At 57.6% G+C, this 12,282-nt stretch carries 13 protein-coding genes; 1 reads left to right on the top strand and 12 read right to left on the bottom strand.

Annotation, left to right across the window (positions count from 1 at the left end):
- Positions 1 to 288 precede the first annotated feature (288 nt).
- The 8 genes from DGA31_RS22620 to DGA31_RS29695 all read right to left on the bottom strand — a co-directional run bounded on the left by DGA31_RS22620 (position 289) and on the right by DGA31_RS29695 (position 4,941).
- A complete protein-coding gene (locus DGA31_RS22620) occupies positions 289 to 747 on the bottom strand; it encodes an SMI1/KNR4 family protein (RefSeq protein WP_057405972.1) in 459 nt (152 codons plus the stop codon).
- A 387-nt stretch (positions 748 to 1,134) separates the two neighbouring features.
- The gene (locus DGA31_RS30350) at positions 1,135 to 1,323 is read right to left on the bottom strand and encodes a hypothetical protein (RefSeq protein WP_236709456.1); all 189 of its coding nucleotides are present in this window, start codon (positions 1,321 to 1,323) and stop codon (positions 1,135 to 1,137) included.
- A gap of 372 nt (positions 1,324 to 1,695) precedes the next feature.
- Positions 1,696 to 2,088 carry a hypothetical protein gene (locus DGA31_RS22630; protein ID WP_109514051.1) on the bottom strand — a complete coding sequence of 131 codons (393 nt, stop codon included), beginning with the start codon at positions 2,086 to 2,088 and terminating at the stop codon, positions 1,696 to 1,698.
- The gene (locus DGA31_RS29680; RefSeq protein WP_152035066.1) at positions 2,085 to 2,498 is read right to left on the bottom strand and encodes a CdiA C-terminal domain-containing protein; all 414 of its coding nucleotides are present in this window, start codon (positions 2,496 to 2,498) and stop codon (positions 2,085 to 2,087) included. Before DGA31_RS29680 ends, DGA31_RS22630 begins: the two co-directional genes overlap by 4 nt.
- A gap of 106 nt (positions 2,499 to 2,604) precedes the next feature.
- Positions 2,605 to 2,967 (bottom strand): hypothetical protein, encoded by a 363-nt coding sequence (locus DGA31_RS29685; protein ID WP_141562196.1) that lies wholly within the window; start codon positions 2,965 to 2,967, stop codon positions 2,605 to 2,607.
- Positions 2,967 to 3,374, bottom strand: a complete 408-nt coding sequence (locus DGA31_RS29690; RefSeq protein WP_152035067.1) for a hypothetical protein — start codon at positions 3,372 to 3,374, stop codon at positions 2,967 to 2,969. Before DGA31_RS29690 ends, DGA31_RS29685 begins: the two co-directional genes overlap by 1 nt.
- Before the next feature lie 64 nt (positions 3,375 to 3,438).
- On the bottom strand, positions 3,439 to 3,726 hold the full coding sequence (locus DGA31_RS22635; RefSeq protein WP_082481719.1) for a hypothetical protein: 288 nt from the start codon (positions 3,724 to 3,726) through the stop codon (positions 3,439 to 3,441).
- Positions 3,727 to 3,735: 9 nt separating this feature from the next.
- A complete protein-coding gene (locus DGA31_RS29695) occupies positions 3,736 to 4,941 on the bottom strand; it encodes a TreTu family toxin (RefSeq protein ID WP_152035068.1) in 1,206 nt (401 codons plus the stop codon).
- 163 nt (positions 4,942 to 5,104) lie between these two features.
- On the opposite strand from DGA31_RS29695, the gene DGA31_RS22650 reads away from it, so the two are divergent.
- Positions 5,105 to 6,076, top strand: coding sequence for a DUF1853 family protein (locus DGA31_RS22650; protein ID WP_109514054.1), 972 nt, complete (start codon positions 5,105 to 5,107; stop codon positions 6,074 to 6,076).
- A 15-nt stretch (positions 6,077 to 6,091) separates the two neighbouring features.
- On the opposite strand, the gene DGA31_RS22655 is transcribed toward DGA31_RS22650, so the two are convergent.
- The 4 genes from DGA31_RS22655 to DGA31_RS22670 all read right to left on the bottom strand — a co-directional run bounded on the left by DGA31_RS22655 (position 6,092) and on the right by DGA31_RS22670 (position 12,149).
- The gene (locus DGA31_RS22655) at positions 6,092 to 7,303 is read right to left on the bottom strand and encodes an MFS transporter (protein WP_109514055.1); all 1,212 of its coding nucleotides are present in this window, start codon (positions 7,301 to 7,303) and stop codon (positions 6,092 to 6,094) included.
- Positions 7,304 to 7,484: 181 nt separating this feature from the next.
- Positions 7,485 to 8,822: an MFS transporter gene (locus DGA31_RS22660; protein WP_056840445.1), complete on the bottom strand. Its 1,338-nt coding sequence runs from the start codon at positions 8,820 to 8,822 to the stop codon at positions 7,485 to 7,487.
- Positions 8,823 to 9,170: 348 nt separating this feature from the next.
- Positions 9,171 to 10,073 (bottom strand): 1-aminocyclopropane-1-carboxylate deaminase/D-cysteine desulfhydrase, encoded by a 903-nt coding sequence (locus tag DGA31_RS22665; protein WP_109514056.1) that lies wholly within the window; start codon positions 10,071 to 10,073, stop codon positions 9,171 to 9,173.
- 39 nt (positions 10,074 to 10,112) lie between these two features.
- Complete coding sequence (locus DGA31_RS22670; protein ID WP_109514057.1) at positions 10,113 to 12,149, bottom strand: NADPH-dependent 2,4-dienoyl-CoA reductase; 2,037 nt, start codon at positions 12,147 to 12,149, stop codon at positions 10,113 to 10,115.
- Positions 12,150 to 12,282 lie beyond the last annotated feature (133 nt).

Genomic DNA, 12,282 nt, shown 5'->3' on the forward strand with positions numbered 1-12,282 from the left:
GTAAACCTTTTCAACTTTACTGTCGGGTCGCATCATGGCGGGCGGGCTCCAAAGAAATCGGGAGCACAGCATCGGGCATCAACATTCGGTTTTGAATGTGGAGGTGGTGGAGCGCTTACCCTTCAACAGCATCTCACCACAGGCAGCACCGCAAGCTGTAGGAGTGGATTGCTTTACCACGTTAGGGTTAGCAACCTCGTCCAAAACATTCCAAGTCCCACCAGCCCCAGCCTGTATTTCTTTTGCACCTAGCCTTTCTCAACCTTTATTTAAACGCAGAATCATTATTCAACTGAAAGAAATTATTCTTTTTTCTAAGAAATCGATAAAGTTCTTCGCATACAAACTAGAAGTTTTATCAGAAAGTTCAAGCCTATAAACAGGATACTCCCCATCATTAAGACCATCGTCCGTGGCAAAATAAAATGATTCCCCTGCACCCGGCGGTTCGCAGATAAATAGCCTCTCCTTCCCACACAACCCATTTCGACCGTTAACGATTGACATATAAACGATATCACCCCCCCTTACACTATCAAAATCCATTTCGTAGATACTATAAATCTCCTCCCCAGATATTTCCCCGCCAGAATAACACTTCAGCCACCATTTATAGCTATCAGGCAACTTCAACCCAAGACGAGCTTCAGCTTTATAAATCCACTCATCAGCAATCCCGTCACCATATTCAGCAAACTCAACGAAATCCGACTCTTTAATAAGATTAATGATTCTCGAATAATCCACGCCTAATCACCCCCGCTCCGAGCCCGCAACTTCCAACATTCTGACTGATAAGAGTTAAATTCTTTAACCTACCTTATCAAGGCTTTTGCATTCAAACCCGGAAAAACTTAACCCGCCCCCTTTTGCACCATCAACTTACCCAGGAAAGGTGATCCTCATCTAAATAATATAGTTTCTCAAGCCTTCCTGAAATTTCAGGCAGTTCAAGAAGACATTCTGAAACATATGAAAAAGGAAGTCCACTCCTTAGCTCTTGAGCTCTTGCAGAGTAGTCTGCCCAAGACGGCTCAACCATCCCATTCCAGAATGTAACAAAGGAGCCATCTTCAAGAAGAATGACAGGCTTTAAGTCCTCAACTTCCCCACCGCCATCCCAGTACAGATAGCCTAAGTAACTAGAACCACCCCCCCAACAAAACCAGCGCGAACAATTACTTGAGCGTCAGCACAAATTTCCTTATCAATTAGAGGGCGGACTGTTAGCTCATCTTCTGCAGACTCATCCATAGGAAAGTACCAAACACCAAAACAAGCAAGATCATTAATGCCCAATTCATACATCTGTTTATCAGTCATGCTTGCATACCTATTTAATCAAGTGCTTGATTGAACCAAACAATTCGGGCCGCCCTATATCGCCATAGGCTTTCTGCAATCCCGAGCTTATTTTCCCAGAAGTATACGTAGCCGGCTTACCACCTACCATGGGAGGCAAATACTTACTGATAGCTTTATGCATAGCATCAGGATTCACCTTTCCCGTATGAGAGTACTGGGTAATTAGAGTCGCTGGGTGATCCAGCATGTCATTTTTCGTACAACCCAACATCCTCCCCCAAATATTGAGGCAAGGTGTGATGCGCCTGGAATCCTTTGTTTAATCCCTGAAGCTCTCGATAAGTAGGACTAATTACGTCAGGTACAATCTGGCCTGTCGCTTTTGGACCGTTAGCTCACCATCTCCTTTAAGAAATGCAGCCCACCTTCATCCCGAATCGCATAGGCACTTTCATACTGAAAAGAAAGAATAAATCTACAACTTTTCTCCTCAGATAAAACACTCAGGAAGCGTTTAATATCATCAGAGCTTTCAGCAAGAGAATCAACCGGACAATGAAATGCACCCCTGACTCCCACAGCCCAACCTACACTCACCCCTTCAGTCACAACCTCATCAAAACCATCGCACTCACGAAATACAAAGTAAGTTTTAGAAATATTAAAATTTCCTGACACGCCGTTGCTATCGACACAGAGCTCAGCCCCGAGCTCAGATAGCACCCAAGAAATTTCACTCATGGAAATGCCAGACTCTATTTCAAGGCTCATAGTAATTTTCATTTCGCGACCTCAATCACCTTGAACTCCCCATTCTTCATGATGTATAGCTTCTTCAGACCTTCAACTGGCTTAAGGCTCAAGGCATTTCCCACTTGATTGATAGTTAGAGGAGAGTCAGCCAAGTTGATCACTACACTGCTGGCTTGCTTTTTGACCTTATCATTAACTGTCATCAACACGGAGCCGACACTGCCAGTTCTCGGAGATGCAACATCAGCCAGCTCTCCATTAATTCGTAAATCTGGATTGGCTCCTTTCTTACCAGTATTAGCTAGCTGCTCAACATCATAACCACCTCTAGCAAGACTCTTTGCAGCCTCATTTTGGCGCTCAATTGAGCGAACCATATCTGGACTTGCATTCTTTGGTGGCAGTTCTGGCTCACCCTTCAACGAGCCAATCTTGGGCAATCCGGTAGTGCCGGCCTCAGCATCTGTAATTGCGCTAGCTGAGTTCGGATTCTTCGTGGATACCTCTTTTGGACCAGCGCCACCAGTAGCTTTTGCACCTATGCCATCAAACCCAGAAAAAATCGGGTTTAATCATGTACTCAACTCCAACTCCAGCAAGAATTTTTCGAACTCTTAATACGTCTACAGCCTGTCCAGAAAAAATCCTAAACAGGCCCTGCTGAAGTAATTTTCTAGACTCTAAAAAATTAGACCCAAACACCTCGGACACAGCCATTATATGTGTTTTATTTTTATAATCACCAGCACAAAATACCTCATATACCTCTTCATCAATCTTAATACCAGACATATTTGTAGTAACTAACGACCAGCCACAAACGGAGCACCTTACCCCTTGAGCGCTATTTTCCTCAAAATTTACCAAGCTACCGCCACATAGCTCGCACACAGCTAATGAAATAGCCACTATGGTTTACCTGGATTAAAAATCTTGAACTCACCTTGATTCGATAAGTCCGGAAAATTTGGATTCGAAGGAGATCTCGGAGCGACTACCATTCTTCCATCGCCGTAGGCCCATACCAAGTTAGTTGGAGCCTTCACCGAAACACCCATTTTATTCGCAAGACTCTGAGCAAACCCGGCATCACAAGCTCCAGTATCACAAGATAACAAACGAATTGGCTGCCCACTATAAGCAGGGTTGTTTTCGATAAGTCGAGAGACTACACGCTGATCCGCCATAATAGTTCCACCGGGAGTAACAACTTCAATTTTTTGTGTACTCCCATGAGCGATAACGTCAAAATAACCGTTCGAATCTATATCAGATCTTTTAGATACATTTTTAAAAAATTGATCGGATTCGCCCATAAAATTGGCTGCACCCGGCGCCGCTTGGCCTGCTGCTGCATCAGCACTTGCGCCTTTTGGACCATCAACTATCTTGGGTCAATATTTTTATAAATTTCTCAAATGCCTGAGAGACAGATTCTTTCTCTTCTGGAGAAAGCAATACATTCATAACCTGACCATCAAGAGCACAGTCATATATATCAATACCCACCCAACCTTTAGACCAAAACTCTACAGTTCCTAGCTTATTAAAACCTTCCAACTCTATCCTTTCAAGGTCACCAAAATCTCCATCAGCAAATGATGAGTACTCTAAAGCAAACCCCTTCAAAAGTGGTTTTACGCGTTCATTAAACCAAGTTCCATCCATAATGGTCTCTCACTTCTTATCTAGAACTTCAATACCTTTGATCGCCGGAAGATATTCGCCGCCCTGCTTATTAAGTAAGAACTGCTGAGACTTACCTGCATCAGGGCCAATCATTTTAAACCAGCCATCTTTCCCGCCTTGCAGCAAGCTGTTAGCTGAAACATCAAACTCAACATATACAGAGTCTTTGGGTGCAGCCCCTTTAAAGTCGGCGATGCCATTAGTCGAAATAAAGGTTTGTCCTCCACCGCCCTGCACCACTCTATTTGTATTTTGCATCTGCGCCAGCTCATCAGCGGACATCCACCTTCCTACACGAGTCATACTGACATCGTTGATTACCCTGGTTTCGCCGAGTTTTAACGGAGAACTGACTGGTGCTTTTGGACCACTCACAGCCTTAACCGGATGCGAATACGGCATACCCGCTTCAGCATCTGGCGAGAATAGTGCAGAGCTTGGTGCTTTGCTACCTGCCGTGGCCGGCGAACCCTTGCCTACGTTCGTAACCGTCTGGGGAATGCCCACCGTGGCCATTCCCAATGCCCCCATCACCATATTTCCAGCGGCATTCCAGCTATCACCTTCAACCGCTTGCTTGCCACCTTGAGCAAATTGCAGTGCACCATTGGTCGCTGCAGCTGCACGGATTGCGCCACCCAGCGGACCGGCCAGGAAGTAAAGCGCGGGATTGCCCACTTCCGCAGCCGCCCGCTGATTTGCATCAATGAGCAGCAGACCTTTGGCACTGTCGTAGGTCTTCTCATTGGTGCTTTTATCCCGCCCCAGATATCGGCCTACCGAGCCCAGCTCAGCATCGACCCAAGCCGATTTATCCTCACCAAGGCCTGCATAGGGGTATCCATAGACAGGAACCCGACTGCCATTGAGCAATTGATTGAGATTGATCTGGGCTGCCTGCTCGCCGCCTGCCAAGGTTTGTTCGTGAACATAAACCTGCAGATAAGCGCTCAGCTCTGCCATGTCGTCTTTGGTCAGCAACGCGGGATTGCGTTGATAGGCTTCCAGCAGGTTGTCACTGCGATGGTCTGCACCTTCAAGACCGATCAGTTCCCTGGCTTGTTGTGCTGTGCCTTCCTGTCGGTATTTTTCACGCACTTCATCACGCTGCTTCGCAGAGTGATCACCCAAGAAGTTGTATTGGGTGGCGTTCTTGGCGACCCACGTGGCTTTCTCCAGCGCGCGCTGCGTCACAGGACTTGTTGTTCAGAGGGGGCTGATCGCGCTGTCGGCTAATGATCTTTCAGTTGATGTTTGCCAAGGTAATAAATAATTACACGCCACTGAATAGTGGCTTGACCTGGGTGCCATCCACCCCGCTGCGCACGCTCTCCCTGCTCTCGGCTATCCTGCGCGCATGACTCTATTTCCGACCCTTATCGACCTGCCCCGCCAACTGCGCCACCCTCAGGTGCGTGACCTGGCCTGGGTGATCATCGCGCCGCCGATGCTGGCGCAGACGCCGTGGCCACAGCGCCATCCCTTGAGCGGCAGTGACTGGGTGCAGGCCCCGCAGGCCCTGGCGGATTTTCTGCTGGCCCTGGACCGGGCACCGGCGCCGCTCGAACAGTGGCTGGCGCAGGCGACCACCCAGCGGCTGGGACGCTATTACGAACGGCTCTGGCAGTTTGCGGCCGGGCAGGCACCGGGGGTGGCGATCATTGCCGCCAACCTGCCGATCCGGGCCGATGGCCTGACACTGGGCGAGCTGGACCTTGTGTTGCGTGATCGTGACGGGGTGCACCATGTGGAACTGGCGATCAAGCTGTATCTGGGTCCGCAGGACGGTGACGGCCATGACCCGGCCACCTGGCTGGGGCCTGGCTCCAATGACCGGCTGGACCGCAAACTGGCGCACCTGAGCGGGCATCAGTTGCCGATGTCGGCACGCCCGCAAGGCCGGGCCAGCCTGGGTGAACTGGGGATCGATGAATTCAGTGCCCAGCTGTGGCTGGGCGGTTACCTGCTGTACCCGTGGCCCGGTCAGGCACAGCCGCCGCTGGGGGCTCACCCGCACCACCTCAAGGGCCGCTGGCTGCATCAGCGTGACTGGCCAGCCTTCATTGCCCAGAGCCTGCCGGGCCATTGGCAGCCCTTGCCACGCCAGGCCTGGCTGGCACCGGCGCGTTATCAACAGGTGTGGAGTGCCGGGCAGATGCAAGCCTGGCTGGAACAGCTCGACCCGCTGGCCCCGGCGCAGTTACTGGTGCGCCTGGAGCAGCAGGCTGACGGTGACTGGCACGAGGCCGAGCGGCTGTTTCTGGTGGCCGATGCCTGGCCGGCGCTGGACGACACCGCCCGCCGCCCGCTGGACGCTACAGCCCGCTGATGTACGCCGCCCGGCTTATTTCTTCATGCGTGGCAGCAGCACCGTGAGGATGCCCAGCAGCGGCAGGAACGAGCACAGGTGGTAGACGTAATTGATGCCATGGCTGTCGGCCAGCAGGCCCAGGGTTCCGGCGCCGATGCCGCTCAGGCCGAACATCAGGCCGAAGAAGATCCCGGCGATCATGCCGACGTTGCCCGGCACCAGTTCCTGGGCGTAGACCACGATGGCCGAGAACGCCGAGGCCAGGATGAAGCCGATGATCACGCTCAGCACGCTGGTCCAGAACAGGTCGGCATACGGCAGCGCCAGGGTGAATGGCGCCGCGCCCAGGATCGAGAACCAGATCACCGCCTTGCGCCCGATGCGGTCGCCGATCGGGCCGCCGAAGAAGGTGCCCGCCGCCACCGCGCCCAGGAACAGGAACAGGTGCAACTGCGAACTGGCCACCGACAGCTGGAATTTCTCGATCAGGTAGAAGGTGTAGTAGCTGGTCAGGCTGGTCATGTACCAGAACTTGGAGAAGATCAGCAGCGCCAGGATGATCAGCGAGAAGATGACCTGCCGGCGCGTCAGCCCATGGGTCGCGGCCTGGCCGGACTTGAGCTTGAACAGGGTCAGGTGCGCCTTGTACCAGCGGCTGATGGCCCACAGCAGGCCCAGCGCCAGCAAGGCAATCACGCCGATGAAGATCACGTTGCCCTGGCCGAACGGAATGATGATCGCCGCCGCCAGCAACGGGCCGATAGCGGTGCCGGTGTTGCCGCCGACCTGAAAGGTCGACTGCGCCAGGCCGAATCGCCCGCCCGAGGCCAGCCGGGCAATGCGCGAGGCTTCGGGGTGGAAGGTCGAGGAGCCGATGCCGATCAGGGCCGCAGCCAGCAGGATCATTTCGAAGCTGTTGGCCTGCGACATCAACACGATGCCCACCAGGGTGCACACCGACCCCATCGGCAACACCAACGGGTTGGGATGGCGGTCGGTGTAATAGCCCACCCAGGGTTGCAGCAGCGAGGCGGTTATCTGGAATGTCAGGGTGATCATGCCGATCTGGGCAAAGCTCAGGTCATAGCTGGCCTTGAGCATGGGGTAGATCGACGGCAGGATCGCCTGGATCAGGTCATTGATCAGGTGCGCCAGGGCCACCGCACCAATGATGCGCATGACCAGCGGGCTGGATTGGGGGGTCGTCGAAGCCGCCGCAGGGGCGGATTGGGCGCTGAGCGACATGAAGAATCTTCCATAGAATCAAGTGGCAGAGGCCCTTGAAGGGATGATTACAAAATGTGTCATTCGCTCAAGAGGCGCGCCAATGTGCCATTTTTTGCTATTGAAGCGCCATGTTTTATTGCCGGTTCTGCGACAGGGGGCATCGTCCTTGATGGCCTGCCGCTGCGGTCTGTTGACCGTTTCACGCGATGGAGCGCGCCACCCCGGGCTTGTCCATCGACGGCACGTCATGCAAGGAGATCCGCGAGGTTTCCGGCAGCGCCAGCCCGCCGATCAAGGCCAGCAGCGCAACGGCCACCAGATAGAAGGCCGGGGCCAGGTTGCTGCCGGTGGTCGCGATCAGCCAGGTGGCCACCAGCGGCGCGGTGCCGCCGAACAGGGTGTAGGCCATGTTGTAGGTGATGGCCGAGGCGGTGTAGCGGGTGCGGGTCGGGAAGACTTCCGACAGCAGCGCGGCGGTGACCACGCCGCTGAGCACTGCGCCCACCGCCAGCAGCATCACACCGGCCACGGAAGCGGCGAACGAGCCGGAGCTGGCCATCAGGAATGACGGCAGCACCGCCACGATCAACAGTGCGCAGGTGGTGACAATGGTCTTGCGTCGCCCGACCTTGTCGGAAAATGCCCCGGCCAGCGGGCAAATGGCGGCGGCGAACAGCAAGGCGATCAGCGCCACCAGCAAGGCGGTGGCGCGGCTCAGGCCACCGGCCACTTGCAGGTAAGTGGCGAAATAGGTGGTGAACATATAGAACGACAGCGCCGTCAGCGAGACGAAGGCGCCCAGGCACAGCATGGGCCGGGCTTGCCGGGTCAGGGTTTCCTTCAACGGCGAATGGGCCACGGCGTGCTCGTCGCTGACCGCCTGGAAGGCCGGGGTTTCTTCCAGTTGCCAGCGCAGGTACAGACCGATCAGGCCCATGGGGGCGGCAATCAGGAACGGCAGGCGCCAGCCCCAGCTGGCCATCACTTCAGCCGACAGCGAGGCTTCCAGTACGTAGGCAAAGACCGCAGCGGTGGCAAATGCCGAGAAGGTCGACACCGGCAGAAAGCTGCCATACCAGGCACGCCGGTCATTGGGCGCATGCTCCATGACATAGGCACAGGCCCCGGCGTATTCGCCACCGGCCGAGAAGCCCTGGGCGCAGCGAATCAGGGTCAGCAACACCGGCGCCATTACGCCGATGCTGGCGTAGGTCGGCAGCAGGCCGATCAGGGTGGTGGCGGCGGCCATCAGCAGGATGGTCATGGCCAGGGTGCGCTTGCGCCCGATACGGTCGCCCAGCATGCCGAAGAAGATGCCGCCCAGGGGCCGGAAGGCAAAGGCCACGGCGAACACGGCGAAGGTCTTGAGCAGTGCCACGCTGGGGTCGCCGCTGGGGAAGAACAGCAAGGCAATGGTGGTGGCCAGAAAGCCGTACACGGCGAAATCGAACCATTCGACGAAGTTGCCAATGGCCGCGGCGACGATGACTTTTCTCAGGGTGGCAGGATCGACCTGCTCGACAGCAGTGGTTGTCATGTGGACCTCGGCGCGTTGATCGGGACTGAATCGATTATCCGCAGCCTGCAAGCCCCGCCTCGCTCTGAAAGGGGCGTCGACGTAGTCAAGACCGACATGCTTGCTACATGACAGCCACCGTAGGAGCGCGCTTGCCCGCGACCGAGTGCGCAGCGCTCGCAAAAATTGTGTGGCCGCTGAAAATTTACGACTGCTGCGCAGCCGGTCGCGGTGGTCCGGCATTCCGGCAGAGCGCAGCGCTCGCAAAATTGATTAAACGCCACAATTTTACGACTGCTAACGCAGCCGGTCGCGGGCAGAGCGCGCTCCTACCGCGGTCCTATGGTGGATGCGCGGGTGATCTGGGGCTTATGGGCGGTGGCCTTGCAGGCCGCCGGTGTGGATGAAGATCAGGCGGGTGCCGGGGGCGAAGCGGCCCTCGCTGACGGCATCGTGCAGCGCCAGCAGGGCCTTACCGGTGTACAACGGCTCCAGCGGCACGCCGCTGTGCGCTTCGCACTGAGCCATGAACGCCAGTAGCCGGGCATCGGTTCTGGCAAAGCCGCCGCGGCTGGCGTCGATCAGTTGATAGCCGCTGCCGGCGTGCTCAACCAGTGCCGCGACATTTTCCGCCACGCCATGATCAGCCGGCACCGCCAGCGCGCCGTAGACCGGATGCGCACCGGCCTCGGCGCGCACCAGACCGGCCAGGGTGGTGCCGGTGCCGGCAGCCAGCCACCAGCCGTGATAATCGCGCCAGCCCAGGCCGGCCAGCTGATTGCGCGCCAGGGTCACGATGTCCGCACAGCCGACCGTGCCGGCCAGTCCGCCGCCGCCCTCGGCAATCGGGTACAGGCCGGGATACTGCGCCTGCCAGGGTTGCCAGAAACCGGCCTGGTGACGCTCCCGGTAACCGGCGTAACCCAGCCAGTGCACGTGCATGCCGAACGCTTGCAGGTCCTGCACGGTGGGCGTCTGTTGCGCATGGCCGCGCAGCAGGCCGACGGTCGCAAAGCCGAAGCGCTGGCCGGCGGCGGCCAGCGCGTGCAGGTGGTTGGAATGCGCGCCGCCCAGGCTCATCAGGCCGGTCGCGCCTTGCTGTACGGCGCAGTGCAAGTGTTCGCGCAGCTTGAACCACTTGTTGCCGCTGATCAGCGGATCGATCAGGTCCAGGCGCAGGATCGCCATCTCGACCCCGGCCACGTGCAGCCAGGGCAGCGTCAGCGGTTGCAACGGTGCCTGGGGGTGCCAGGCCAGGGCAGTGTAGATCATGGCAGGTCGGTCGGTGACAGGGCGCGCCAGTCTACAGGTCTACAGGGCCGTCGCCAGTCGTGACCCCTGGTCGATGGCCCGTTTTGCATCCAGCTCGCTGGCCACGTCGGCACCGCCGATCAGGTGCACGCGCTGCCCGCCTTCGACCAGCGCGTCATGCAGCTCGCGCAACGGGTCTTGTCCGGCGCAGATGACGATGTTGTCCACCGCCAGCACCTGCGGCTCACCCTCCCCCACGCGGATGTGCAGCCCGGCGTCGTCGATCTGCAGGTACTGCACGCCGCTGATCATCTGCACCTGGCGGTTCTTCAGGCCGGTGCGATGAATCCAGCCGGTGGTCTTGCCCAGCCCGTCGCCGACCTTGGAGGCCTTGCGCTGCAAGAGAAATACCTCGCGGGCCGGTGCTTCGATCTCGGGCTTGATGCCGGTGACACCGCCGCGTGCCTGCAAACGGGTGTCGATGCCCCACTCTTTCCAGAACGCCTCACGGTCCAGGCTGGTGGAGGTGCCCTGGTGCACGAGAAATTCCGACACGTCGAAACCGATGCCACCGGCACCGATCACCGCCACTCGATGCCCGACCGGGCGATGCTGGCCGATGACCTCCAGATAGCTCAGGACCTTGGGATGCTCAATGCCGGGAATCGCCGGCAACCGCGGGGTGATGCCGGTGGCCAGCAGCACCTCGTCGAAGCCCTGGGCCAGCAGCTCTGGCGCGGTGACGCGGGTATTGAGGCGCACCTCGACCCCGGTGTTTTGCAGTTGGCGGCCAAAGTAGCGCAGGGTTTCGAAGAATTCTTCCTTGCCCGGAATCTGCTTGGCGATATTGAACTGCCCGCCAATCTCGCCGGCCGACTCGAACAGTGTCACCCGGTGGCCGCGCCCGGCCGCCACGGTGGCCGCTGCCAGCCCGGCGGGGCCGGCGCCGACCACGGCGATGCGCCTGGGCTGTTGGGTGGGCAGGTAGTTAAGTTCGGTTTCATGGCAGGCGCGCGGGTTGACCAGGCAACTGGTCAGCTTGCCGGCAAAGATATGGTCCAGGCACGCCTGGTTGCAGCCGATGCAGGTATTGATGTCGGCGGCGCGCCCGGCAGCGGCCTTGTTGATGAATTCAGGGTCGGCCAGGAACGGCCGGGCCATGGACACCATGTCGGCATCGCCTTCGCGCAGCACCTGCTCGGCGACCTCGGGGGTGTTGATGCGGTTGGTGGTGATCAGCGGAATCGAGACCGCGCCCTTGAGGTGTGCGGTGACCTTGCTGAACGCCGCACGCGGCACCTTGGTGGCAATGGTCGGGATGCGCGCCTCGTGCCAGCCGATGCCGGTGTTGATCAGGGTGGCGCCTGCCTGCTCGACCGCCTGGGCCAGCCGCACGATTTCTTCCCAGTCACTGCCGCCTTCGACCAGATCGAGCATCGACAGGCGATAAATGATGATGAAGTCCTGCCCTACCGCCTCGCGCACCCGGCGCACGATCTCCACCGGCAGGCGCATGCGGTTCTCATAGCTACCACCCCAGCGGTCGGTGCGCTGGTTGGTGCGTGCGGCCAGGAACTGATTGATGAAGTAGCCTTCGGAGCCCATGATTTCGACGCCGTCATAACCGGCCTCGCGGGCCAGGCGGGCGCAGGTGACAAAGTCCTGGATCTGCTTTTCGATGCCTTCTTCGTCCAGCTCACGCGGTGTGAACGGGTTGATCGGCGCCTGGATCGCGCTGGGGGCCACCTGCCTGGGGCTGTAGGCGTAGCGCCCGGTGTGCAGGATCTGCATGCAGATCTTGCTGCCGGCGGCATGCACCGCGTCGGTCACCACTCTATGCCGGGCCGCCTCTTCGGGGGTGGTCATCTTGGCCGCGCCCTTGTAGGTCACGCCTTCTTCGTTGGGGGCGATGCCACCGGTGACGATCAGGCCGACGCCACCCTGGGCGCGCTCAGCAAAGTAGGCCGCCATGCGCTCGAACCCGCCGGGCTGTTCTTCCAGGCCGGTGTGCATCGAGCCCATCAGGGCGCGGTTGCGCAAGGTGGTGAACCCCAGGTTCAGCGGGGCGAGCAGGTGCGGGTAGGCGGCGGTGCTCATGGTCAGGCTCCAGCTAGGTCATCACGGAAAGGGGTGGGAGTCTGGGCTCCCTTATCGCTATGTATCGGTATGTATCGCTATGTTGCCCACAGTAAATAGCGCAGTCGCTGCGCTCAATGACCGAAACTGACAA

Source organism: Pseudomonas ovata, from assembly GCF_003131185.1.
Classification (GTDB): Bacteria; Pseudomonadota; Gammaproteobacteria; order Pseudomonadales; family Pseudomonadaceae; genus Aquipseudomonas; species Aquipseudomonas ovata.

Coding starts and splice junctions, on each gene's coding strand:
- DGA31_RS22665 (WP_109514056.1), bottom strand. CDS start 10,073: ATGATCTACACTGCCCTGGCCTGGCACCCCCAGGCACCGTTGCAACCG.
- DGA31_RS22635 (WP_082481719.1), bottom strand. CDS start 3,726: ATGGATGGAACTTGGTTTAATGAACGCGTAAAACCACTTTTGAAGGGG.
- DGA31_RS30350 (WP_236709456.1), bottom strand. CDS start 1,323: ATGACTGATAAACAGATGTATGAATTGGGCATTAATGATCTTGCTTGT.
- DGA31_RS22660 (WP_056840445.1), bottom strand. CDS start 8,822: ATGACAACCACTGCTGTCGAGCAGGTCGATCCTGCCACCCTGAGAAAA.
- DGA31_RS22650 (WP_109514054.1), top strand. CDS start 5,105: ATGACTCTATTTCCGACCCTTATCGACCTGCCCCGCCAACTGCGCCAC.
- DGA31_RS22630 (WP_109514051.1), bottom strand. CDS start 2,088: ATGAAAATTACTATGAGCCTTGAAATAGAGTCTGGCATTTCCATGAGT.
- DGA31_RS29690 (WP_152035067.1), bottom strand. CDS start 3,374: ATGGGCGAATCCGATCAATTTTTTAAAAATGTATCTAAAAGATCTGAT.
- DGA31_RS22670 (WP_109514057.1), bottom strand. CDS start 12,149: ATGAGCACCGCCGCCTACCCGCACCTGCTCGCCCCGCTGAACCTGGGG.
- DGA31_RS22655 (WP_109514055.1), bottom strand. CDS start 7,303: ATGTCGCTCAGCGCCCAATCCGCCCCTGCGGCGGCTTCGACGACCCCC.